General features: G+C 54.6%; 21 protein-coding genes and 1 pseudogene. 3 read left to right on the forward strand and 19 right to left on the reverse strand.

Features of this window, described 5'->3' with window-relative positions:
* Positions 1-4: 4 nt before the first annotated feature.
* From RAE19_RS13280 to epsA, 18 genes and pseudogenes are all read right to left on the reverse strand, one after another.
* Complete coding sequence (locus RAE19_RS13280) at positions 5-2005, reverse strand: right-handed parallel beta-helix repeat-containing protein (RefSeq protein WP_313875340.1); 2001 nt, start codon at positions 2003-2005, stop codon at positions 5-7.
* Positions 2002-3153, reverse strand: coding sequence for a glycosyltransferase (locus tag RAE19_RS13285; RefSeq protein WP_313875341.1), 1152 nt, complete (start codon positions 3151-3153; stop codon positions 2002-2004). The genes RAE19_RS13280 and RAE19_RS13285 overlap by 4 nt, the downstream gene beginning before the upstream one ends.
* Position 3154: 1 nt before the next feature.
* The gene (locus tag RAE19_RS13290) at positions 3155-3868 is read right to left on the reverse strand and encodes a glycosyltransferase (protein WP_313875342.1); all 714 of its coding nucleotides are present in this window, start codon (positions 3866-3868) and stop codon (positions 3155-3157) included.
* Positions 3865-5157 (reverse strand): O-antigen ligase family protein, encoded by a 1293-nt coding sequence (locus tag RAE19_RS13295; protein ID WP_313875343.1) that lies wholly within the window; start codon positions 5155-5157, stop codon positions 3865-3867. The genes RAE19_RS13290 and RAE19_RS13295 overlap by 4 nt, the downstream gene beginning before the upstream one ends.
* A gap of 138 nt (positions 5158-5295) precedes the next feature.
* Positions 5296-6780 carry a lipopolysaccharide biosynthesis protein gene (locus RAE19_RS13300; protein WP_313875344.1) on the reverse strand — a complete coding sequence of 495 codons (1485 nt, stop codon included), beginning with the start codon at positions 6778-6780 and terminating at the stop codon, positions 5296-5298.
* Positions 6774-7565: a CatB-related O-acetyltransferase gene (locus tag RAE19_RS13305; protein ID WP_430962538.1), complete on the reverse strand. Its 792-nt coding sequence runs from the start codon at positions 7563-7565 to the stop codon at positions 6774-6776. The genes RAE19_RS13300 and RAE19_RS13305 overlap by 7 nt, the downstream gene beginning before the upstream one ends.
* 29 nt (positions 7566-7594) lie before the next feature.
* Entirely contained in the window at positions 7595-8581 is a 987-nt protein-coding gene (locus RAE19_RS13310; RefSeq protein ID WP_313875345.1) for a GDP-L-fucose synthase family protein, read from the reverse strand.
* 11 nt (positions 8582-8592) lie between these two features.
* Positions 8593-9708: a GDP-mannose 4,6-dehydratase gene (gene gmd / locus RAE19_RS13315; protein ID WP_313875346.1), complete on the reverse strand. Its 1116-nt coding sequence runs from the start codon at positions 9706-9708 to the stop codon at positions 8593-8595.
* Between the two features lie 8 nt (positions 9709-9716).
* The gene (epsI, locus tag RAE19_RS13320) at positions 9717-10412 is read right to left on the reverse strand and encodes an exosortase-associated protein EpsI, B-type (RefSeq protein WP_313875347.1); all 696 of its coding nucleotides are present in this window, start codon (positions 10410-10412) and stop codon (positions 9717-9719) included.
* Positions 10412-11308 (reverse strand): exosortase B, encoded by an 897-nt coding sequence (gene xrtB, locus RAE19_RS13325; RefSeq protein WP_313875348.1) that lies wholly within the window; start codon positions 11306-11308, stop codon positions 10412-10414. Before xrtB ends, epsI begins: the two co-directional genes overlap by 1 nt.
* An 8-nt stretch (positions 11309-11316) precedes the next feature.
* A complete protein-coding gene (epsG, locus tag RAE19_RS13330; RefSeq protein ID WP_313875349.1) occupies positions 11317-12168 on the reverse strand; it encodes a chain length determinant protein tyrosine kinase EpsG in 852 nt (283 codons plus the stop codon).
* Complete coding sequence (gene epsF / locus RAE19_RS13335; RefSeq protein ID WP_313875350.1) at positions 12168-13541, reverse strand: chain length determinant protein EpsF; 1374 nt, start codon at positions 13539-13541, stop codon at positions 12168-12170. The genes epsG and epsF overlap by 1 nt, the downstream gene beginning before the upstream one ends.
* Positions 13542-13558: 17 nt before the next feature.
* On the reverse strand, positions 13559-14362 hold the full coding sequence (gene epsE / locus RAE19_RS13340) for a polysaccharide export protein EpsE (RefSeq protein WP_313875351.1): 804 nt from the start codon (positions 14360-14362) through the stop codon (positions 13559-13561).
* Positions 14363-14406: 44 nt separating this feature from the next.
* On the reverse strand, positions 14407-15096 hold the full coding sequence (locus RAE19_RS13345) for an EpsD family peptidyl-prolyl cis-trans isomerase (RefSeq protein WP_313875352.1): 690 nt from the start codon (positions 15094-15096) through the stop codon (positions 14407-14409).
* Positions 14984-15382: pseudogene (locus RAE19_RS13350) on the reverse strand (EpsD family peptidyl-prolyl cis-trans isomerase); the annotation flags it as partial. The pseudogene RAE19_RS13350 and the gene RAE19_RS13345, both read right to left, overlap by 113 nt.
* Positions 15383-15394: 12 nt before the next feature.
* Positions 15395-16594: an XrtB/PEP-CTERM-associated polysaccharide biosynthesis outer membrane protein EpsL gene (gene epsL, locus RAE19_RS13355; protein WP_313875353.1), complete on the reverse strand. Its 1200-nt coding sequence runs from the start codon at positions 16592-16594 to the stop codon at positions 15395-15397.
* A 3-nt stretch (positions 16595-16597) separates the two neighbouring features.
* Entirely contained in the window at positions 16598-18019 is a 1422-nt protein-coding gene (locus RAE19_RS13360) for an undecaprenyl-phosphate glucose phosphotransferase (protein WP_313875354.1), read from the reverse strand.
* Complete coding sequence (gene epsA, locus RAE19_RS13365) at positions 18012-18815, reverse strand: XrtB/PEP-CTERM-associated transcriptional regulator EpsA (protein WP_313875355.1); 804 nt, start codon at positions 18813-18815, stop codon at positions 18012-18014. Before epsA ends, RAE19_RS13360 begins: the two co-directional genes overlap by 8 nt.
* Before the next feature lie 329 nt (positions 18816-19144).
* On the opposite strand from epsA, the gene RAE19_RS13370 reads away from it, so the two are divergent.
* From RAE19_RS13370 to RAE19_RS13380, 3 genes are all read left to right on the forward strand, one after another.
* On the forward strand, positions 19145-20248 hold the full coding sequence (locus RAE19_RS13370; RefSeq protein WP_313875356.1) for an NDP-sugar synthase: 1104 nt from the start codon (positions 19145-19147) through the stop codon (positions 20246-20248).
* A gap of 30 nt (positions 20249-20278) precedes the next feature.
* Complete coding sequence (locus tag RAE19_RS13375; protein WP_313875357.1) at positions 20279-21727, forward strand: mannose-1-phosphate guanylyltransferase/mannose-6-phosphate isomerase; 1449 nt, start codon at positions 20279-20281, stop codon at positions 21725-21727.
* A gap of 154 nt (positions 21728-21881) precedes the next feature.
* Positions 21882-22400: an FxDxF family PEP-CTERM protein gene (locus tag RAE19_RS13380; RefSeq protein WP_313875358.1), complete on the forward strand. Its 519-nt coding sequence runs from the start codon at positions 21882-21884 to the stop codon at positions 22398-22400.
* A 76-nt stretch (positions 22401-22476) separates the two neighbouring features.
* Here the strand turns inward: RAE19_RS13380 and RAE19_RS13385 are convergent, their stop codons facing one another.
* Positions 22477-23406, reverse strand: coding sequence for a polyprenyl synthetase family protein (locus tag RAE19_RS13385; protein ID WP_313876238.1), 930 nt, complete (start codon positions 23404-23406; stop codon positions 22477-22479).
* Positions 23407-23508 lie beyond the last annotated feature (102 nt).

A 23508-nucleotide genomic window follows, 5' to 3' on the forward strand; every position in this document is an offset into this window, starting at 1 on the left:
GTGACTACTCCTTAGACAACCGAAAATCTTCGCGTGCCAAGCGCGATTGAGCAGGCATATTTTTCAAAAAGATGGTCTCTGTTGCTTGCGTGTTGTTGGCGACTTCGATACCACGGATCGCATCAGGCGCCACGCTTGCCATTTGCCCGCCAACGATGGTGTTGCTACGAAAGACGTTGTATTTGGGAGCGCCTATATCGTCCTCGCGTATCTTGGCTAGATTGGGGAAACGTGTGGCGTAAATGGCGCCCCGGTACGGGACCGCATCAAGACCGCGCTGCAGCGTGCCTTTGGGGTCTAGCGTTGTCTGGCGTTGTGATGCAAGTCCTCTTGCATCCAAGTGCACGGCAGGGGAGCTTTGGAAGAAGAGATTCTTCTCAATGATGTTGTCTCGCCCGCCACCCAGGAAAACTGGTTGTTGTACGCGAGCAAAGATGTTGCCTCGAATCGTGATCCCAGAGGCTTGGTCATCGAGGTAAATACCTTTGACATCCAGTTCTTTGGACTGTGCAGTTATGTCATGAAAGAAATTATTTTCTATGACCGTGCCATGCACGGTGAAGTCTCTGCCCACGTAGATGGCGCCAGCGTCGCCGGTTTCTCGCACTACATTGAATATCTCGTTATTTGAGATGACATGGTCATTGCCTTTGAAGAATATGGCTGCATGTGGCGCATCGGAGACGGTGCTGCCATTCACGCGCTGTCCAACGCCATCGAGTTCTACTGCGTAGCGATACGTCTTAACTAAACGGCTGTAGCGCCGGATGATGCATGTGTCTACAAAGTTGCCTGCTGCAAGCAGCGTTGTACGGTCGCCCCCGGAAACATAGACGCCACCTTCACCGTTGTCTTCCACAAGGCTGTTGCGAATTCCTGACGCAGCGGAGTCAGCAATCACCAACCCTCTGTTGCCCGTGAGCCGAATGACAACGTCGTCAAACACCACACCATTGCTTTTCGACACATGCACCGCATCACCGGTCGTTTTTTCAAACAATATGCCACGCACGGTGATCTGATCAGAGTCCGCTATGCGAAGAAGTTGGGCCGCAACAGAGAGCTCAGCTGGTTTGCCCGCCGCACTTGGGTGGGGCCAATACAAGAGTTTGGCTGAAGCACGGTCTACATACCATTCACCTGGCGCGTCTAGCTCCACCAATGCGTTTTCTACCCGGGCGCGTTGGCCTGGTTTGATGCCATAGGGCGAGCCGTTGCCAAGGAGGGTCAATGTGTTTGCATTCGCATCTTTGTTGGAAACTAGATAGCTTTGCGCCGCCCAGTTGTTGCCCCAAAACGCGTGAACTTGCAGACTAGGCTCAACCAGCCAGTCGTTTACGTTTCTTCCCTCAATAGAAAACGTCTTTTTGTCGTCTGCAGCCACACCGCCAGGCCGTGCCACCTTGCCGTAACCTGCATTGGGCCAACCTGCTACGGGTTGAGCGGAGTCACCTACAAATAGCTCTGTTAACACCGGGCGGATCGGCAGGCCATAGCCCCACGCATGGGGTATCACTTGCAATGGCAAGCTAAGCGCTGAAAGGTCTGCAACTAGCAAATTGCTGCGAATGGATGGGTTTACGCGTGCTGGCACATTGCTCACAGTCGCCGTTTCCCATTTTTCAATGAGCTTTGCACCGCTAATGACGGTGGACTTGGAAGTGCCAACTATTTCTAGGAGGATGGCTTTGGTGAGGCCTCTTCCCCATTGCATGTCGAGTGCACTCGTCAAACGATAGGTGCCAGGGGCAACGAGCACCCGAACTCTGGAGAACTTGCCTAAAAGTGTGGCTTGCCATTGCGGTGTCTGAATCACACGAAATGCATCGGCCAAGCTTGCTTTGCAAGCTTGTGCCAAGTTCACTTGACAGGCAGGCAATGGCGATGACGATAGCCCTGCCGGAGGGAAAACCTTTACCTCTAAATCAGCCCCCGAGCTGGCGGTGGCGGCTACAGACAAAAAAAAGGCGATTGCCCGCGAGCAAGTAACGGCGAAGCCATTCATCTGGGTTGGCTCGCGGATATTTTGTTGTGCTTGGCAATTGCGTCGTTGTAGAAAGTCTCAAGAATCGTGGTCTGCTTTGAAATATCAAACGACTCCAGCACGAACTCGCGACCGCGCTGTCCCATCCTTGCACGCAATTCGCCGTCGCCCAGCAGTTTGGCAAGTGCGTTTGCCAGCGCAGCATCGTCACCTTCTGCCACCAGCAAGCCCGTTTCACCGTCTAACACGGCTTCGGGTATGCCGCCATGCCGAGTAGACACAATGGGTATGCCGCAAGCGGATGCTTCGTTGAAGACAATGCCAAGTGCCTCAGAGTCGCCGTTGGGCGCAGTTTGGCTTGGCAACGCAAAGACCTCAGCTTGCTGCATGTAGGAGCGCACTTCCTCTGAAGACTTGCTACCCATTAGCTCCACCCTGTTGCCAATGGATAGGTCAGTGATCAGTTGCAAAAGTTCTGCGGTTTGTGGGCCAGCGCCGATCTGGAGCAACTTCACCTCAGGAAATTGCTTTTCAATCCTCGCCCAAGCTTTAAGCAAGGTCACCAAACCCTTTTTTGGGGTGTGTCGTCCTACACAGAGAACGTAACGCTGTTGTGCAGTTTTGGGAACTGGACAGAAACGGGTTGTGTCTACCCCAATATAAATACGGCGAATTTTGTCCTTGGCAAAACCCGCCTTCAGCAGCAGATTCTGTACAAAGTCTGAAACAGCAATAAACCCGGTGCCTGATCGCTTCAATTCGTTCAAGTGAAGTGCGTAATGCAGATCAGTAGGCCGTTTGCTGGTCAATAAATCCAGCTTATTGCGGGTGATGTCCATCCCATGAAATGTGGTCAGCATGGGAATGTTCAATTTCCTTGTCAATGGCATTGCCATCACAGCATCCGGACCAAAATGAACGTGCACCAAGGACAAGTCTTTCAGGCTAGGCACATCAAATTGACTGGGCGACCGGGTGAGCGTCCACCACCACTTAGAGAATTTTTCGTGAAGATAGGCTACTTTCGTATCATCAGTTTTGCCAAAAAAATCTCGGCACAGAAACATCGAATCAAAGCTCTTGAGCGCTTTGACTTGTTCAGTAATAAAAACCTCTGACGGGAGGGGGTAGGTAGTTCTAAAAACTCCTACTTTCAGTCGATTGTTCAATTTATCTCCAGGTCCGGTAGTACCGAATTACTTTATAAAAAAACAAAGCCATTTGCTGAAATTTGTTGTGATACTTCACCTGAATGCGAAAGCTTTCTGTCAGCGTGCCAAGGAAGTCTCGCCCGCTCACGCCACCTGGTTCAAAAGAGCCCGAAACAAAATCCGCACGGTGAATAGTTGCGCCGGCGTGTGCAGCCTTCAAAATGAAATCTTGGTCAGCGGCAATAGGAAACTTGTTGGAGTAGTAGCCAAACTTCTGGTGCAAGGCCGTGCGGAATGCTGTGGAAACAGCATGACCTGATACAAATGCAAACTGGCGGTTAATGGCGGGGTCTCCGCCAAGCACGCCCTTTTCAGTGCCACAAAAATTAAGGCGAGATGTCACCATATCCGCGCCGCTGAAAGCAATTTCACGCTTGAAATTAGCAATTGCATCGGCATAAAAGTAGTCGTCTGAACCGGCTACGACGTAATAATCATTCGTGGCAACGCGTATGCCATTATTCAGTGCATCGTAAATTCCAAAGTCAGGCTTGACACTCAATTTAATATTGATTCCTGTGATGCCTTTAATAAAATCGATAGTGCCGTCGGTCGAGCCGCCATCTGCAATGACCCACTCAAAATCCAGGTCTGATTGATTTAGGAGACTCTCGGCCAGAATTGGTAGCATTTGTCTGGAGTTGAAAGTAGCAGTGATTATCGAAATCGTCATTTAACTGGAAAAGTTTGGGTGAATATTATTGGAGCTACCGATGGCAAAGCGACTTGCTTGTTCTTAAAGTAGGCAAAAGCGAATAAATCATAAGCAAGAAACAAGGCGAATTGGTGCATATAGCTCATATATGACCCATTCATGAATGTGCCGAGCATGAAAAAGATAAATATAAAGTTAACCTTCGAGTATTGCTCAGCTTTGAGTGCCTGCAGTTTAATGTTAAGAATCATCCAAGAAGCTATAACGCTCATGAAAATTGCTAGCCCAACAAAGCCTGAAACTCCAATTAGATTTGAAAAGCCGTTATCTGCAGAACCACCATGTATTTGTGTAGTAACGAACCCAAATGCAGCTGGAACGGTGAACCCAAATCCAATAAAGGGACTGAAATCAATTACATTGCTAACAATTTGCTCGAATTCTCTGCTCCGCACACTCAAGTTCTTCGCGCCTGAAATTCCGTTTGTTCCAAACTCCTGGAGGCGGTTCATTAGGGCTTGGTAATGCCCCTCTGCGACATAAGGCGCAATCAGTAAACCCACCCCAATGAGAATGGTAAGTACGATAAGTCTCACAAAGGTTTTAGAGCTTGGAATACGATAGACCACCAAAGCCAGCAACATAACCGCCACTAATATCAGGGTCCCGCGTGTCAACATCAGCGGTACACAAAAAAGCAAAATAGATAAGCCCGTGATGTTGACAAACCACTTTCCACTCCCTGTCAGGAGTCGCTGTGTAAACAGGAATATGAAGTAGTAAGCGAAAGTAGGAAATCCTGAGAAGTTTCTCGCTACCGGGGCTGCGGTGGACGCCACTTCAAACTCTTCGTAGGCCCCTTTGGGGTAAATATCGAGTCCTAATAAGTTGTAGGAAATATAGCAAATTCCGAAAAAAATTGTAAAGTATTGCAATGCGGTTATTATCTTTTCGAAATTTTCGATCGGGTTAGGCTTTAGTTCCTTATAAATTAGGTAAAAAATGATTCCATAAAAAAAAGTTCTTCCCATCTTGATTGGCCAGGTAAGATTGTTCATGGCCAGTATTGAAAAGATAAACAAGCCAATATAAAAAAACCAATGAAGATTTACAGCGAAGAGTAAAGCCCTACTTTTTGTAATTTTCAAGTAGTCTGGTTCTAACGTTTCCTCTTTGCGGAATACTGAAAAGGAAATAAGTGTAAGTGCCAAGATAAGGCCGTAGTCTTGGAACTTGATAAACCCTTTGAGTGCAAAATCTTCCCACCCCAAGAGTCCATTTATATTTGAATAAATGATAAGAATCATTGGAATGACGTAGATCTTGTCTCGTCGTATCAGCCATGAAAAAATTGCTATAAATGCAAGAAGCACTATGTATTTATGCATATTGTTGCTTGATGTAGTTGCTTTTCTACGGGCTGGATTGGTCGCATTTGTGTGATATTACTTGTTGCTACGTTTGATGTTTGCTGCAATCAGTGCTATTCCCGCTGTCATGGCGGCGCAGACAGTGAAATTGAGTGCGTGTTGCAGTGGTGTGTCAAGCAGAAAGTCGATTGTGAAGAATATAGATAATGCTGAAAGGTATGCTAGTACACTGATACAATTTTTGTTTCTGAGTAGTTGCGATGCGGAAATAATTCTTCTTGATTTGAAGAGTCTATTTGTTGCGTGCATGTACAGATATATATTTGCCAATATCAAGGCTGTGGCGCATCCAAGTAGAATTCCGTATTTGGTATTCGCATATGAGCCTAATAATCCCAATGCAATGGTTCCTAATAATGACGCCACTTGCCCCACGGCAATGGGCCTTCCTTGGCCGGTCCCAACTAGATAAAAATATGCTGGCATTAGAAGGGTTACGATGAGCCAGCTGCCGGAAAGAATATGTCCGGAGGTAATGAATATCTGCTCTTCCTTACCGATCCAAAGTAATGATATCGCTTTAAAGGACATAATTACGATACTGATAAAGGGAAGGCCTATATCAAGTGTTTTTTGCTCTGTTCGCAAAAACAGCGATTCATGCACCGTTTCTGAGTTGGTTGTGCTGAATTGAGGAACAATGGCTTGAAAGCCTGCAACCAGAACCGAACGTATCCTTGTTACAACTTGATTCGCCATTTCATAGAATGCGAGAAAGCTCAATCCAAGATATCGGCTTAGCAAGGCTTTAGTAATAGGTTCGATAAGTAGACCAATAATGCTGCCGATCTGCATCGAGAATGCGAATGCTGCTATTTCATTAAATCTATGTCGTCGCCAACGATATGGCAGCCACGGTAAAGCCTTCAATTCCCAGCGAGCGATAAACCATAGCCCGACAAGAGCGGCTAGGGTTTGAATAGCTTGAGCTATCGCCACACCTTCCAAACCGTAACCTGTAGCCAAGAAAACAGCGCCACATAGGTATATGACGTTGCTTCCGATAAGAATCATATTCTTACGATCCATCCGACCACACCCATCAATCGCTGATTGAATCAAACTACTAGTAACTCCAAGCCAGAGAGAGAGCAGTGCCCACGGCAAAATTTGTTTTGCAAGTGCTAGGTTAGGTGCTGACACAACAAGGTAAAGTAGCCCTTGAGCTAGCCAATAAGCGAGTACGGTCAAAACTAAAAATGGCAGAGAGATCGTCATTAATGATGTCTCAAGTACTTCCGCGGCAGCTTTGTCATCCCCTTCGCCCTTATATCTGCCGATGAATCGCATCGTTGCGCTTGCAAAGCCTAGTTCACCAATTCTTGCAAGAGACGTAGTCGCGAGTATGAGTGCCCAGAGACCTAATTGCTCGGTGCCTAACTCGCGTAGTAGGAATTTATAAAGTAGAAATAGCACAATCGCTGATATTACGGTTTGTGCTATAGACCATCTTGCATTGCGCGAAACTTGGCGCGGTAGGTTAATCATATGTTTCAGCAAGACGTGGTAGCCTTGGTTAGCCTTGCGATTTCTATTTCTTCTTGGATTTCTTCAACGGACCAGTTACCGTCTAATCTGAATTTGGTTGCTATTAATGACAGATCGTCTTCAGGTAACGACCACCATTGCCACTTAAGTAGTTGTTCTATCTTCTTATCGTCGAATCTGCGTTTTATCTCCCTTGCGGGTACACCTGCCACGACACTGTAGGGTCGGACATCGCGTGTAACAACCGTGCCAGCAGCAATCACGGCGCCGTCACCTATACGAACCCCATCCAAAACTATGACATTGGCACCGATCCATACGTCATTGCCAACCTTTGTAAACGCACTTTCACCAAATAGATTCTCTTTGGCGAAGGTTCGGGTGGTTTGTCCGGCAAGAGAGTAAAACGAGGGATGAGTGCTAATCCAACTGATTGGATGATTTCCTAGTCCAATAGATACTCGGGGCCCTAGACTGCAAAAAGCACCAATATCGACGCGTGAAAGCTTTGTGTTCGGAGAAATGTATGTATATCTTCCGATAGATGCTTTATATAGTTGGGTATTTGCGTAGACTTTATTGAAGCCTTCGAATACACAATTTCTATCAACAATTGCGCTTGGGTCGATCCAAACTTTCTTCCTTCTCGCCAACAAGTAACGAAAGTTTCGCCGTAGGTATGAAAGGAATAGCATGAAAGCTTTTTTTTCTTGGTTCTTCGCAGAATTTGTAAGCGACTTGGGCTGAGGTGTTACGGCATGTGAAGCACCGGTGGTCCGACCTTGTGCGCGCGCCACAAGGTAAAAACAGCGGTGCTAGTTGAAGGCTATGCTTTTAGCGTTAAGTCCAGAAAGTCGCGATAAGCGGTCTGGAGGCCTGAAGTCATTTGGGTAGGCGCGCTCCAACCAATACGATGGAGTCTGCTCACATCCATCAATTTGCGTGGTGTTCCATCAGGTTTGCTGGTGTCGAACGCAATGTCGCCCGTAAAACCCACAGTGACGCTCACGGTCTGTGCCAGTTCGCTGATGCTCACATCGTGACCCACCCCAATGTTGATCAGCGGTGGCTCGAACTTGCCTGTTTTTGATTCGTCGCTACCCAGCAAGCTTTCATACTTGTCGTCTGGCAGGTTCATCAAGAACACGCAGGCATCTGCCATGTCGTCGCTGTACAAAAACTCGCGCTTCGGTGTACCTGTTCCCCACACGGTCACGGTGCTGGCACCACTCACTTTGGCTTCATGAAACTTGCGGATCAGCGCCGGAATCACGTGGCTGTTTTCAGGGTGGTAGTTGTCGCCCGGGCCATACAGGTTGGTGGGCATGGCTGCCAAATACTTGGTGCCATATTGGCGGTTGTAGCTCCAGCACATCTCTACGCCGGCGATTTTGGCCAGTGCGTAAGGGCGGTTGGTGGGCTCCAAGGGGCCGGTGAGCAGGTGCTCTTCGCGCATGGGCTGTGGTGCCAGCTTGGGGTAAATGCAGCTCGAGCCCAAAAACAGCAGACGCTTGACCTGGTTCACATAGGCCGCATGGATGATGTTGCTCTGGATGAGCAAGTTATCGCGGATGAATTCAGCCGGGTAGGTGTTGTTGGCCACAATGCCGCCCACTTTGGCGGCTGCCAGAAACACGTAGTCCGGCTTCTCAGCTTCAAAAAAAGCGGCAGTGGCTACCTGGTTGGTCAGGTCCAGCTCGGCGTGGGTGCGCAGCAGCAGGTTGCTGTAACCCGCTGCCTGCAGGTTGCGCACAATGGCCGAGCCCACCAAGCCCCGGTGGCCCGCCACGTAGATTTTTGCGTTTTTGTCCATGGCGCTGCGGTTTACTCGTGGTGGTCGTAGGTCTGGAAGCCGGCCAGCTTGACCAGCGCATCGCGCTTGGCGGCCGTAAAGTCGGCTTGCACCATTTCAGCCACCAGCTCTTGCAGGCTGGTAGTGGGCACCCAGCCCAATTTCTCTTTGGCCTTGGTGGGGTCGCCCAGCAAGGTTTCCACTTCGGTGGGGCGGTAGTAGCGGGGGTCTACCTTCACAATCACATCACCCACCTTGCACTTGGCTTCAGAGCCGGTCACTTCCACCACCGTGCCGATTTCGTTTTCAGCCTCGCCGCTCCAGGCCAACTGAATGCCCAGCTCGGCCGCTGCAAACTCCACAAACTGGCGCACGCTGTATTGCACGCCGGTGGCAATCACAAAGTCTTCTGCCTTGTCTTGCTGCAGCATCAGCCACTGCATTTCTACATAGTCGCGGGCATGGCCCCAGTCGCGCAGAGCGCTCAGGTTGCCCAGGTACAGGCAGTCTTGCAGGCCCAGCGCAATGCGGCTGATAGCGCGGGTGATCTTGCGGGTGACAAAGGTTTCGCCGCGCAGCGGGCTTTCGTGGTTAAACAGAATGCCGTTGCACGCGTAAATGCCATAGGCCTCGCGGTAGTTCACCGTGATCCAGTAGGCATACATCTTGGCCACCGCATAAGGGCTGCGGGGGTAGAAGGGCGTGGTTTCCTTTTGGGGGATTTCTTGCACCAGGCCATACAGCTCAGAAGTAGACGCTTGGTAAAAGCGTGTTTTCTTTTCCAGGCCCAGGATGCGAATGGCTTCCAGAATACGCAGAGTGCCCATGCCGTCGGCGTCAGCGGTGTACTCTGGCGACTCAAACGACACCGCCACATGGCTCATGGCGCCCAGGTTGTAAATCTCGTCCGGCTGTACCTGCTGGATGATGCGGATCAGGTTGCTGCTGTCGGTCAGGTCGCCGTAGTGCAGCGTGAAGTTGCGTGCCGAGACATGGGGGTCTTGGTACAGGTGATCGATACGGTCGGTGTTAAAGCTCGATGCCCGACGCTTGATGCCGTGCACCTCATAGCCTTTTTTGAGTAAAAGCTCAGCCAAATAAGAACCGTCTTGGCCGGTTACGCCGGTAATGAGTGCTACTTTTTTCATAGTGACTTTTAGAGTTGAGTTGTTGTTAGATTGCCGCCAATCAAGCGGTTTCGATGTTCAGGTTTGACAGCCTGTATCAATTGCTCGGAGAACTGCTTTTGCGCTTCGAAGGCTCTAGAGGAGTCACGATCAATTGATGAAACCCTCACGAGCATCCCGTCGGGGATCTGGCCGTGCCACGCATATTCCATTTCAGTGATTTTTTTGGAAAATCCAAAGGTCGTGATTCTGTCTCCAATAACCGTCCAATAAGTAACAGGTTCGTAGCGTTGACTTAAATTTGTTTCCAGTTGCACTGCAGCTATTTGTTGTCCTGCAATCGTCAATTCCGTAGAGCGTTTGGACTGCAGAACGAAACCTTGAGCCGGGTAGCAAGATTCTGGCCTGTGCAGTTGTAGCGTGTCGTTTTGGTTTCGTCCGTAAGCGAGCGAAAGCATGATTCGATAGCCTTCGGCGTTGACATAGCTGCGGCTCAATGTCTCGCTGTAGACCTCATTCAGCATCTTTTCCTGTTGAGGGTTTACTACTTGGCCACCACCACTGGGCTCAGCCTTCCAACCTTCAAAGGTGGTTGGAATGAGCTCTGCGAGAGAGACCTGTGGCCGCATTTCAGCTATCTGCTCCGTGGGTCTTGCCGTGCTACCCAAGTATGCTGAACTGAGCATTAAGCAGAGCAAAACGATGTTTTTCTTCAGAGAGATCATTACAGAGCGGCTCCAAGGTTTGTGGCCCGAGCTTTTCTAAAGCGCTCTATCACTTGGAGCGTTGAGTCGAAGCTGATGATGAGCAACAGGGCACTTAAAAACAAAACCATGCCGGCAAAGCCATGCAAAAAGCCTTGTCCGGCCTCGTCGCCAAAGTGGTAGGTGATCAAGCTGAGTGCCATCACGCGAATCACGTTGGCGGTAAACGAAATCGGCACGATCAATATTGCAAGGCCCACGTTACGAAACAGTGAATCGCGGCGCACCAGGTTAAGGTACAGCAGGCCCAAGGCCTCTAGGGTCAGCAGCGTGTGCAAGCCGGCGCAGGCGTCTGCCACTAGCAACATGTATTGCCCGATTTGCAAAATCACACCACTGCGGCCGATGGGGTAGCCCACCCAAAACAGCACATGCTCTGCCACATAAGACACTGCCATCTTCATGGGCATGGTCACGGTTTCGACCACAGCACCGGGCAAGGGCACCATAAACAACATAAAAAACAGAGCAAACCATTGCGCCTTCAGCGCCTTGGGGCCAAAGTTGAGCAGGGCCAGCGCAATCAGCAGCCAAATAACCGAGCCGATTTCAAAAATCAAAATGTCTTGCGAGCGGCCCAGCGCATACATCAGCAGCCCGAACACAAACACCGGCCAACCCCAAGCGCTGGGTTGCTCGCCGCGGCTGGCCTCCAGCATGGCGGGCCAGTTGCGGTAAATCAGCCAACACGAAATGCCCAGCACGATGGGGCCGTGCATTTGCTCGTCTTTCGCCCAGATGCCGGTAAACAAGTCGTACAAGCTAGGCAGGTAAAGCACCGCTAGCCCGAGCATGACAGGTAGCCAGGCCAGTAGCTGTGCGGCTAGAGCGGGTTTGCCAGAGTGAACGCGGTTCATGGTGGGGCTCATGCGTCGTTGAGCACCGAGCCCACCAGCGCGACACCGCTGTCTTGCAAGCGGCGGGCCAGTTGGGCGGCGCGGGGCACCAGGCTCACATGCTGGCGTGCCACCAGCAAGGCGGCGCCGGCGCGGGCGGCGGTGATTTCGGCGTCGGCAAAGTCGCTGCCGGCGGGGGTGTCGATGATGATCACATCAAACTGCTGGCTGGCTGCGCGCAGCAAGTCGCCAAAGGCCGGGCGGCCCAGCAGCTCTTGCGGGTTAGGTGGTGTTGCGCCTGCCGGCAGCACTGCCAAGCCCGGCAGGCCGGGGATGAGCTGTGCGGACTCTAGGCCCGCACGGTTAGCCAAGATGGCAGACAACCCGGCGCTCTTGCCCAGCTTGAACAGGGCTTGCTGCCCGCGCTCGGGCTTGGAGCGCATGTCGGCATCAATCAACAAGGTGCGCTCGCCTTGCTGGGCAAACACAATCGCCAGGTTGGCTGCCACAAAGCTGCGGCCCTCACCATTGCCGGGGCTCACGATGGCCATGACTTTGCGGGCGGGGTCGGTGTTAAACCAGCGCAGCATGAGCTGGCTGCGCACGGCGCGCAGGTTTTCGCCCACGCGGCTGAAGGGCTTGTAGGCGGCTACCAGCTCGGGGCTGACGCTTTGGTCTTGGTCGCTGAGGTACGAGTAGTCAAACTGCTTGCTGAGTGCAAAGTCGATGTCGTCTTTGCTCAGCACTTTCAGGGCGAGGGCTGCCTCACCGAACTGCACTTGGTCTTTGCGCTGGCGCTCGACGATGCGGGCCGCGTCTTCCACCGTGAGGCGGCCGGTGGCAACCAGAATGTCGCCAATGGTTTTGGTGCTGTTATTCATTAGCGGACTCCCAGGGCGGTGCGTTTAAACATGCCCGATGCCGAGCTGATGGCGCCCAGCACAGGGAGCTCCAGAGCCTCGACCAGATCCTCGGTAGAGCGGACACGGCGATTCATCAACTCCAGCAGAAGTGCCAAGCCAACGCCCAGCAGCGTGCCCAAAAACACAGACACCAGCACGTTGATCAATACACGGGGTTTGGAGGGGTCTGGTGGTGGGCTCGCGGGGTTGAGCACCGCGATATTGGTCTGGTTGGTTTGGCTCTCGATATTGGTTTGCGATGCGCGTTGGCTCACGATCTCGAACGCGCGTTGCGCGGATTCGATGTCGCGGCGCAGCACATTGAGCTCGTCGCGCTGTTTGTTGAGCTCCAGCACACGGGCCTTTTGGGCAGCCAGGGCGCCTTGCAACTGGGCCTCGCGCTGCTTGCCAACCTGGTAGGTGGTGTCGATAGAGGCGGTGATTTTGCGGGTCTCGGCGTCTAGCTGGGCTTTTAGGGTGGCGAGCTCGGCCTCGCTACGCTGAATTTGTGGGTGGTTTTTGCCCAGGTTGCCGCTGGTTTCGGTGATTCTGGCTTCCAGGCGGGCAATGTCGGCTTTCAGGCCGTTGATCAGGGGGCTTTGCATGACCTCGGCCACGGTGTCGGCCTTGCTGTTTTGGCGCTTGCTTTGGCTGTCAGTCGTCATGGCTTGCACGCCGGTGAGCTGGCTGCTGGTTTCGTTGAGTTTGGCGGTTTCAAAGTCCATGCGCTCGTCGGCAGAGGTAATGCCGTTGGCCTGCTGGTAGTCAGACAGGGCCTGCTGCGCAGCCTCCAGGCGGCCGCGGGCGGTTTTGGTTTGCTCTTCAAAAAACGCAGCAAACTGGCGGGCCGGGGCGACACGCAAATCCAGGTTCACATCCATGTACGCCTGGGCGAATGCGTTGGCAATGGCTGCTGCAAACTGGGGGTCAGCGCCGGTGTAGTTGATGTTGATGACATTGCTCTCGCGGCTGGGCTTGACGTCCAGATTGCGTTGGAAAGCAGCAGCCAGCCAGTCGCGCAGCAAGCCTTTGCCTTGGGTGGCTTCTTGCCACTGGGCTTGCACCGCAGGGTTGCTTTCCATGCGCAGGTTTTTGACCACTGCTTGGGCGACGCGGTCGCTGTTGATGATGTCCACCTGCGTGGCCATGTAGCCAGGCGCCATCATGCCTTGCAGCATGAGGCCGCTAACTGGGTCGGGCGAGCGCACGTCGAGCACCACAGCAGCGCTGGCGGTGTATTGCTTGGGCATCAGCAGGCTCACGGTCACGGTGGTGGCCACGGTGAGCGCAAAGGCGAGCAGGGCGATCATCCAGCGGGCCCGCAGGATGAGCAGAAATTGTTGGAGTGTCATGGTCTGTCGGGCCCGGTTTAGAAGATGCTTTCTTTGACGTAGAGCACGTCATTTGCTTGCACAGCGTCGGTCAGCTGCGGCTCGATTTGTTGCACGCTGCCGTTGGGCAGTTTGCGGTGCAGGCGCAGGCGCTTTTCAGAGCCACGGGCGTTGGGGCCGCCGCCTTGGGCCAGGGCTTGCATGATGGTCATGTCGCGCTCAATGCGAAACGAGCCGGGGCGCTGCACTTCGCCATAAATAAAGAACACCGGTGCGCGGTGCACATAAATGGTGTCGCCACCCTGCAGCAACAGGTTGTCTTGGGTTTTGTTGCCCAAAAAGATGTTGGGGATATCAATTTCTTTGCGGAAGGGCTTGCCATCGCGCACGCCACTCACTACCACCACATCGTCGCCACCGGCGGTAGCGCCACCGGCGTTGGCCAGCATGTCGCTCAGGCGGGTGTTAACGGTTTCCAGCGGAAAGCGGCCGGGCCGTGCCACTTGGCCCAGCACTGAGACCTGGTTGCCACGGATCTGGATGAGTGCAATATTGACTTGTGGCTTTTGAATGAAGCCGCCGTTTTGCAGGGCGTCGGCAATTTTCTTTTCAGCTGCGGCGACCGACAGGCCACCCAGGGGTACAGCGCCGATCAGCGGGTAGGTGATAACGCCGCTCTCAGACACGCGGGTTTCAATAGTCAGGTCGGGGTTTTGGAACACTTGCACCCGGATGGTGTCGCCCGCACCCAGGGGGTAGTCGGCTTTGCCGTCTTGCGCGTGGGCCGTGAGAGCACCCAAGGCCAGCAGGCCGGCGGTCAGGAGTTTTAAAAGCTTGTTCATGGTGGGGGAAACCTCGGGTGGCAGAGTTACAGGGCCGTGGGGGCTTATTTCAGGCCGGAGATGCCCTTGTCGATGACGGCTTTGGCCTTGTCATCCACAGCGGGTGCCAGCACGGGCTCTGCGGGCACAGCAGGTGCGGCTGCAGCGGCGGGTGCTGGGGAAGCTGCAGGCGCTGCAGCTTTGTCAAACTCACCCATGTAGCTGATTTTGGTGTTGCTGCGCAGTTGCTTGAGGTTGGCGGCCACAGCCTCGCCAGCGCGCTGGTTGGTCAAAAACTGCTCAATGCGGGGGAGTGCAGCCGCCTCAGGCACTGCAGATTGCTGGGACGACACCACCCGCACCATGGTGATGGCCTGGGGGGCCTCGATCACGGTGGCTTGGCCGTCTTTGAGGGCGTGGATTTTGGGCAGCACTTCCAGCGGAATTTGCTCAGCCGCGCGGGTAGCGCCACCGCCATTGAATTGGATGTTTTTTGCCTTCAAGGCTGCGGCCATTTCTTCGGCGCTTTTGCCGGCGGCTACCAGTTCCTTGAGGGTGGCTGCTACGCCAGGCGCGTTGGGCGCCACGATTTCTTGCACATTGAAAATGCGGCGCTCGCTGAACAGCTGGGGGTTGCTGGTGTAGTAGTTTTTGATGTCTTCGGGGCTGGGCTTGGCCACGCCGGCACTGAAGTTGCTGGATGTAGGCACGGGCCAAGATGTCGCGGCGGGCAGCCTCAATTTGCGAGACCACATCGGGTGTGCGATCCAGCTTTTTCTCGGTAGCTTGGTCGACGGCGAGTTGTTGGTCGATCAGCTTTTCGAGCACTTCGCGGCTCATGGCTTGCACTTGCTCGGCATTAGCGCCGCTGGTGTTGGTGCGGCTCAGAACCTGGTTGATCTGGTGCACCGAGATTTCTTCGCTGCCCACTTTGGCGGCTACCTGGGTGGCGACTTTGGTGTCTTTTTTGTCGCCGCAGGCGACCAGGGTCAGGGCGATGGCGGCTGCCAATACGGTGGCGGTAAAGCGTGGGGTGTTCATGGTGCGGTCCGGTTAGTAGGTGAGTTGTGCGGCAAAAAACAGCATGGTGCTGTCGTAATCGAGGTTGGCCTGGTTCACGCCACGGCTGCTTTGTTGCAGGGATGCGCTCAGGGCCAGTTGTTCGTGGGCCTGCCAGTTCACTGACAAGGTGGCGTCACGGGTGATGTCTTGGCGGTTGCTGCTTGCGGTGGTGCTGGGGCTGCCCAAGTAGTTGCGCTGGGCCCAGTCGTTTTTCAGGCGCAAGCCGACTTTGGGGCTGATTTGCCAGCCGGCCGACACACTGATTTTGTCGGTGCTGCTGTAGTTACTGTTGCTGGTGGCATAGGCGTCGAGCGTGTGGCTGATGCTGGTGCTGAGGCTGGTTTTGCCGGTCAGGGCCCAGTCGATACCGGCGCCGAAGTTAAAGCCGGTGTAGTCGCGCTGGCCATAGCGGGGGTGGGTGCGGTTGATGTGGGTCAGGTTGGCGTTGACCGTGCTGCCGGTGCCCATGAGCCAGCGAAGGCGCAGGTCGTTGTCGAGCTGGGTGTATTGGTCGTCAAATGCGCCGGTGTTGGGCACCGGCCGGTTGAGGTAGCTGCCCTTGTTGGTGCGCATCAGGTAGCTCAAAGAGCTGCCGGTCGCAAATTGATAGCGCACGCCGCCGTCTACCGCGTTGGTGGTGAAGTCGCTCCCGGTGACAAGACCGGCTTGGTTTTCTTGACGGGTGGTGCTGGCACCTGCAATCAGGCGCCATGGCCCGTCGAGCGCGTAGCTAGCGTCAAAGCGGGTGGTGGTGTCCAGCCGCAGGTTGCGTTGTTTGACGTTGGTGGAGTCCGTAAAGCTATTGAGCGTTTCTTTGCGATCGGTGCTGAATTTGCCGGTCACCTTGGGGGTGATAGCCCATTCCCAGGCGGCGTTGTAGTTGTTGGCCGTAAAGCTGAGGTAGCTGAAATTTTGGTAGCTGTAGTCCACCAGGTTCAGGTTGAGGGCCAGGGTTTGCAGGCTCTGGCGGGTGTTAAACCCCAGCCCGACGGTGGTGACGCCGATGGTTTCAGCAGCGCTACTTTTGCCGATGGTGTTTTGCAGATTGGCGCTGGAGGGCAGGCGAAAGAGGTTGCTGTCGGTCTGCACCGAGTAGCCAGCGCTCAGGGTCAGCGGGTCTTGCTGCGAGAAAACCGGGGCCGAGCCCAGCAGTGCCAGGCTGGCTGGCAAGAGAAGGCAATTGCTGCGCATGGATTAATAGGCCTGTTGGTCTTTGGCCACCAAGCGCACGGTGCGCAAGATGATGTGAATGTCCAGCCGGAGTGACCAGTTGCGGAGGTAGTCAAGGTCGTAGTCAATACGGCCTTGCATTTTGTCGAGGGTGTCGGTTTCGCCGCGGTAGCCGTTGACCTGCGCCCAGCCGGTGATGCCGGGTTTGACCTTGTGGCGGACCATGTAGCCTTTGATGAGTTTGCGGTACAGCTCGTTGTGTGCCACCGCATGAGGGCGGGGCCCCACAATGCTCATGCGGCCTTGCAGCACGTTGATGAACTGGGGCAACTCGTCGAGCGAGGTCTTACGCAAAAAAGCGCCCAAGGGGGTGATGCGACTGTCGTTTTTGGTGGCTTGGGTGACAACGCCCCCATCCTCCGTCACGCTCATGGAGCGGAACTTGTAGACCAGAATCTCTTCGCCATCAAGGCCGTAGCGGCGCTGCTTGAAGATGATGGGCCCGGGCGAGGTGAATTTGACGGCCGCAGCAATCGCCAGCAGCACTGGCGCAATCAAGGTCAAAATTCCAATAGAAAACACGATGTCGCTCAGACGTTTGACGATGCCGTTGGTCCCACGGAATGGGGTTTCGCAGACCGAGATCACTGGCATGCCGCATACGGCGCTGGGCTGACCTTGGATCAGGTCGGTAACAAACATGTCAGGCACAAAGTAAATGGATGCCGTGGTGTCTTTGAGTTCGTCCAGCACTTGCAGGATCCGGGGCTGGGAGGCCATCGGGAGCGACAGGTAAATAACCTGAATGCGGTTGCATTTGGCCAGGGTGGCTAGCTCATCGAGTTTGCCGAGAAGGGGGACGGGGGCGCTGGCGTTCAGGCGGTCAGTGTTGCGGCTGTCCACAAAGCCGGCGAGCTCCACCCTGGAGTAAGGGGAGCTTTTGAGCTTTTCGGCAAGGGCCAGGCCTTGCTCGTTCATGCCGACGATCAGGGCGCGTTGCTTGGGGCCTTGCAGGCTGATGATGATGGGGGCAGCAATGCGCAAGCCAAAGGTGAGCGCAATTTCGGTAGCCGGGGCCGCCCACAACCAGGCCGTCAAGGCTTGCAGGTCGAACTGGCGGATGTAGCCGGTGGCATAGCCGGTGAGCCCGAGCAGGGCTGCGATCCACACCCAGTTAAAGCAGATGTCGAGCACGCTGCCCGATTTGCTGGCTTGCAAGCGGGGCTCGCCGGGGAAGGTGAGTGCGAACGCGAGCACTGCGAGCAGCAGGTAGGCCGGGGGCACGCTGCCCTCGAACCAATACGCCAGCACCCAAAGTGAGCCGACCAGCGCGGTGGGGCAGAGGCAGGTCTCCAGGATGCCGAGTAGGTTGTCACGGCCCATGGAGGCGTGTTCTGTGCTGCGGTTGAACTCTGCCGCTGAAAAAGTAATGTGAGCCTTAGACATGGTTGACCCATGCCCGGAATTTGCCCACGGCTTGGGCGCGGTTGGAGACGTCGAGTTTTTTGAAAACACGCTGCATGTGGTTTTTGACGGTAAACGCGCTGATGTCGAGGATGCTGCCGATTTCGGGGTTGGTTTTGCCCAGGGCGACCCATTTCAGGATTTCGGCTTCGCGCTCGGTGAGGACATCGGGCTCGGGTATTTTTGTTTCTGCTGCCGGGTTGGCAGGGGCTGACGAGCTGACGCCGGATTGGTGCGGCAGGTGTTCGACTTGGCGCAGCGCGGTATCTATATAAGGCAGAACCATGGCCATGGCGTTTCGCTCGAGGTCGGTGAACTGCTTGCGGGCGCTGAACACGACATAGACGCAGTCATGGCTGCCCCGCTCATCGGTAATGCCGTGGATGGTGGCACTGCGCATTTTGAGCAATGCGCCACCCAGCGCGCTTTTGAGGCCGAACTCGTCCAGCGAGAAGCCGGAGTCGCCGGCATTGAGGCTGAAAGGCTTTTTGCCGAACTCAGCCCAGCGGTTGAACAGGCTCACCATGAGCGGCGATAAAAGCTCGGACTGCGCTGCATGCGAGCGCACGCCGGACAGGGCGGAGATGATGTCGTGTTGCACGTGGCCGGTGCTGAAATCACCCCAGGCTGCGATCAGGATGTCGTGTGGCAGGTATTTCTGCATGTCTCCCTGCAGCCAGATGAGCATGTCGAAATGGCTGCGCACCTCCACCGAGTGGGTGACCACGCGGTGGTAGTGATGGAGATCCTCGGTAGAGAGCGAGGGCAACAAAGACATTTTTGTAACTAAATAACCGAGGGTTATTGCTAGGGTGACAGCGAAGCCGCGATGTTACGTAGTCCAAATGACTAGGCCTATCCCCCAAATGGGTGAATCCACTACTTTTTGACAATTGAAGTTCGTTTGGCGTGAAAAAAGTCACACTTGCCCAGAGAATTTTGATTTTTGTGTCGGGTTTGTATCGCTCCGGTATCGCGTGTGTAGCTGCTGAATGTGGGGCAAAAGTGCGCAAATGGGGTCGAAAGAGCTATGCCTGAGACAGTACACTTTTAGGCTGTGAAACACGCGCTCTGTGGAGCGGGTTACATCAGATCACGGGAGTAAAAATGGCAAAAGGAATGATCCTGGCTGCTGGCCAGGGCACACGGGTCCGCCCGCTCACTAAAGACTTGCCTAAACCGATGGTGCCTATTTTGGGCAAGCCGGTGATGGAGTACTTGATCGAGCATTTGGCGCGGCATGGCATCCGCGAAATCATCATCAACGTGGCTTACCACCACCAGCGGATTGAGCAGTACTTTGGCGATGGCAGTCGCTGGGGTGTGGAGATTGCCTACTCCTACGAAGGAGTGCGCGAGCACGGCGATATATTGCCCCGCCCTATGGGCTCGGCAGGTGGTATGCGGCGGATCCAGGATTTCAGTGGTTTTTTTGACGAAACCACCTTGGTGCTGTGCGGGGATGCGCTGATTGACCTCGACATCACTGCAGCGATTGCCGAGCACAAAGCCAAAGGCGCGCTGGCTAGCGTGGTGGCCCTCGAGGTGCCGCTGCAAGAGGTCGAGAACTACGGCATGGTGGTGGCAGACGAGGATGGGCGGATTCGCTCGTTTCAGGAAAAGCCCAAGCCGGAGGATGCCAAGTCCACCTTGGCTAGCACCGGCATCTACATTTTTGAGCCCGAGATCTTGGACAAAGTGCCCAAGGGCAAGGTGTATGACATTGGCTCGGAGCTGTTTCCGCAGCTTGCGCAGGATGGATCGCCGTTTTATGTACAGAACCGGCCGTTTCACTGGATTGATATCGGCCGGGTGAGCGACTACTGGACGGTGCTTCAACGGGTTTTGAAGGGCGAGGTGGAAAACATGCCGATGCCCGGCAAGCAGGTGAAACCCGGTGTGTGGGTGGGCTTGAACACCAACATTCCGTGGGACAAGGTGAGGATTGAGGGGCCGGTTTACATCGGCTCCAGCGTAAAAATTGAAGAGGGTGCCACCATCATCGGGCCGGCTTGGATCGGGCACGGTAGTGTGATCCGCTCAGGGGCAAGGATTACCCGGGGCATTTTGTTTGAGTACACCCGGATTGCGCCGGATATGCATTTCCACGAAATGATTGTTTCGCGCTTGTATTGCGTGAACCGGCATGGCGAGACGCTGTATGCCGGCGACGACACCTCGCGGATGCGTTGGGGCGATGCCCGCGCTTGATCTTGATTTTTGACTTGTGAAGGATTTGTGATGTTGATTCAACCCGTGGTTTTGTCGGGCGGCTCCGGCACCCGTTTGTGGCCTTTGTCCCGCGAAAAGTACCCCAAGCAGTTGTTGCCTTTGATTGGCGAAGATTCGTTGTTGCAAGCCACGGTGCGGCGGGTCGAGGGGATTGCTGGTGTGGAGCTGGCGGCCCCGATGGTGGTGTGCAACGAGGAATACCGCTTTGTGATCGCCGAGCAGATGCGCCTGATGGGCAAGCCGGGTACGGTGGTGTTGGAGCCTTTGGGGCGGAATACGGCTCCAGCCCTCACCATTGCTGCGCACGCCGCTATTAAAAACGGAGCGGACCCCGTGCTGCTGGTGATGCCGGCAGACCACGTGATCATGGATGGCGCGGCTTTCCGTGTGGCGGTGGTGAAGGGCGCGCAATTGGCGCAAGAGGGGGCGGTGGTGACTTTTGGTATCACCCCTGATGCCCCTGAAACAGGCTACGGCTACATCCAGTCGGGTGCAGCTTTTGGTGCAGATGGCGCCAAGCAAATTGCACGCTTTGTGGAAAAACCCGATTTGCAAACCGCGCAGGCCTATCTGGATGAGGGCACGTACTCCTGGAACAGTGGCTTGTTCATGATGAAGGCATCGGTGTGGCTGGCGGCCATGGAGCGCTGCCGCCCCGATATTGCCCAAGCCTGTGCTACGGCTTGGAGCGAGGGGCGTGCAGACGGTGAGTTTGTGCGTGTGGGTAAAGAGGCTTTCAGTGCCTGCCCCAGTGACTCGATTGACTACGCCGTCATGGAGCGGCTCGCGGGCCAGGGCGGTGCAGTGCTTGAAGGTTTGCCCACGGGTGTGGTCATTCCCTTGTCTGCCGGTTGGTCGGATGTGGGGGCATGGGAGGCCTTGTGGAACGTGCTCCCCAAGGACGATGCAGGCAACGTAGCGCAGGGCGATGTGCTGATGCAAGACAGCCGCAACACCCTTGCCTTGTCGGAGGGGCGGCTGATTGCTTGCGTGGGCGTAGACGATTTGATTGTGGTTGAGACCGCGGATGCAATTCTGGTCGCCCACAAAAACAAAACCCAGGACGTGAAGAAAATTGTGGACCGCTTGAAGCAAGCCGGCCGCAGCGAAGGGCAGGCACACCGCAAGGTTTTCCGCCCATGGGGCTGGTACGACAGCATTGACCATGGCGAGCGCTTCCAAGTGAAGCGTATCGTGGTCAAGCCGGGTGCTGCTTTGTCGTTGCAAATGCACCACCACCGCGCCGAACATTGGATTGTGGTGAGCGGCACAGCCAAGGTGACGGTCGGTGACAAGACCCTGTTGCTGTCGGAAAACGAATCGACTTACATCCCCTTGGGCACAACGCACCGCCTTGAAAACCCCGGCAAGCTAGCGCTAGAAATGATTGAAGTGCAGTCGGGCAGCTATCTGGGTGAAGACGACATTGTGCGGTTCGAGGATGTGTACGGTCGCTGATGCTGCTGCGGGTCAAAAAGTGTGACTTTTTTCACGCTTTTGACCATCTTGTAGTCGGATCGGACTATCGATTGATTGGCGGATGTTTTTGATAATTGGGGTGCGAGCAGCGGCAAATCCTGTCGTTGTCGCACTCAACATTACAGGGATAAACATGAACTTCAAAAAAACTAGCTTGGCTTTGGCCATTGCTGTGTCTGCTTTGGCAGCTGGTTCCGCACAGGCAGCTACCAAAAACGCTGGTTTGATCAGCGATAGCTACTCCACCGTTTTCAATGTCGCCCCAGGCGTTTCTTTTGCTGACACCGTTAACTTCTCTATCGCTGGACCATCCACGCTGACCGGTACAGCTGCGAGCTTGACTTTGAGTTTTGGTACCTTGAGCTTGTTGGATATTGCTGGCTTGACAGTGAACGTGTGGAATAACATCCACCCGTACGGCTCTACCAACTTCGGTTCTTTTGCAGGCGGCACTGGCTCTTACACCTTTAACCTGCCTACCGCAGGTAATTACCACGTAGACATCACTGGTACTGCAACCGGCACTTTTGGTGGTACCTACGCTGTGGGTCTGCAAGTGGCGGCTGTTCCAGAACCAGAAACCTACGCCATGCTGTTGGCCGGTTTGGGCGTGATGGGCGCAATTGCTCGCCGCCGCAAGCAAGCTGCTTAATTAGCAAGCTCACCTCATGAAAAAGGGCCTGTCAACTGACAGGCCCTTTTTGTATGGTGGGTGCGTTGAGCGCAACTCAGTGGTTGCGCTCTAGCAGTTGACTGGCGAGGCTGACTAAGCAAGCAGAATAAGCATTGGTAGGCAGTTGTTTGGCCGCCGCAATGGCGCGCTCGGCCTCGCTGCGAGCCGAAGCTTTTGCAATATCGAGTGCGCCGGTTTTGTGCACGATGGCCACCACGGCGTCCAGCATGCTGATGTCGCCGGTTTCAATCGCGGTTTGGATGGTGGCGCGCTCTGCGTCGGTGCCACGCTGCATGGCGGCAATTAAGGGGAGGGTGGTTTTGCCTTCGCGCAAATCATCGCCGAGGTTTTTGCCCATGACGGCGGCATCGCCCGCATAGTCGAGCACATCGTCAATCACTTGAAACGCAGTGCCCATGGCCTGGCCATATTCGGCGCAAGCGTCTTCCTGTGCGGGTGTGGCGCCCGACAAAATGGCGCCCACACGAGCGCTGGCCTCGAAAAGTTTGGCAGTTTTGGAGCGGATGACTTGCAGGTAGCCGGCTTCATCGAGCGCGGCGTTGTGCATGTTCATGAGCTGCATCACTTCGCCTTCTGAAATGATGTTGGTGGCATCGGCCAGAACCTGCATGATCCGCATGCTTTGGGCTTCAACCATCATCTGGAAAGCGCGCGAGTACAAAAAGTCTCCCACTAGCACGCTGGCGGGGTTGCCAAACCGTGCGTTTGCGGTGGGGGCGCCGCGGCGCAGCTCGGATTCGTCCACCACATCATCATGCAGCAGGGTGGCGGTGTGAATGAACTCGACCACAGCCGCCATGTTGAAGCGCTGGGCACCTGTGTATCCCAAGGCTCCGCAGCACAGCAGCAGCAAGGCAGGGCGCAGGCGCTTGCCACCTGCGGAAATGATGTATTGAGATACGCTGCCCACCAAGGGGACGCCGGAGTCCAATCTGTGAGCGATGACCCCGTCAACTTCGCGCATGTCGGGTTCGACGATGGAGAGCCCCGTCGAAGAAGCAGGAGTAGAGACTTGCAAGGCGTTAGACCGGTTTGTTTTGATGGATTATAGGGACGCCCGATAGGA

It is taken from the genome of Rhodoferax potami, assembly GCF_032193805.1.
Classification (GTDB): domain Bacteria; phylum Pseudomonadota; class Gammaproteobacteria; order Burkholderiales; family Burkholderiaceae_C; genus Allorhodoferax; species Allorhodoferax potami_A.